The following is a 384-nucleotide window of genomic DNA, read 5'->3' as shown; positions in this document are numbered from 1 at the left end:
CAACATGGGGTGTTAAAATGAAAAAAAGCCTTTTAATCTTAAGCATTTTGTTCTTGCTCAATGCTTGTTCTTTTGAAAATTCAAAAGATACTGGAAAAGTTGGAGAAAAAAGCGCTGAAATTTCAGCTAAAGATACCTTAGGAAAAGCTGTAAAACTTGCTGATGATAATACAAGTTTAAAAGTTTTGGTCTTTTTTCAAAATGGCTGCCCTTCTTGCTTAAAAGAACTCCCTTCTTTAGATGAATTCATACAAATTCATCCAAATAAACTCAGTGTTTATGCTATAAATACCATCGATCATGCCACTGAGGTTAAGGTTTTAGACGAACAATTTTACTTTATAAATGAAAATGTTTTAACGACCGATCTTAAAATCACCAATG

General features: G+C 31.5%; 1 protein-coding gene. It reads left to right on the top strand.

Going from position 1 to position 384, the window contains the following annotated elements; all coding sequences use genetic code 11:
• Nucleotides 1–17: 17 nt before the first annotated feature.
• A partial coding sequence (locus KJR01_RS10020) for a peroxiredoxin family protein (protein ID WP_214119107.1) occupies nt 18–384 on the top strand: 367 nt, incomplete at its 3' end.

The organism is Campylobacter sp. 2018MI10, assembly GCF_018501175.1.
Lineage (GTDB): Bacteria > Campylobacterota > Campylobacteria > Campylobacterales > Campylobacteraceae > Campylobacter_E.
The sequence above is the reverse complement of the archived record's forward strand: the minus strand, read 5'-3'. Positions and strand labels throughout refer to the sequence as shown.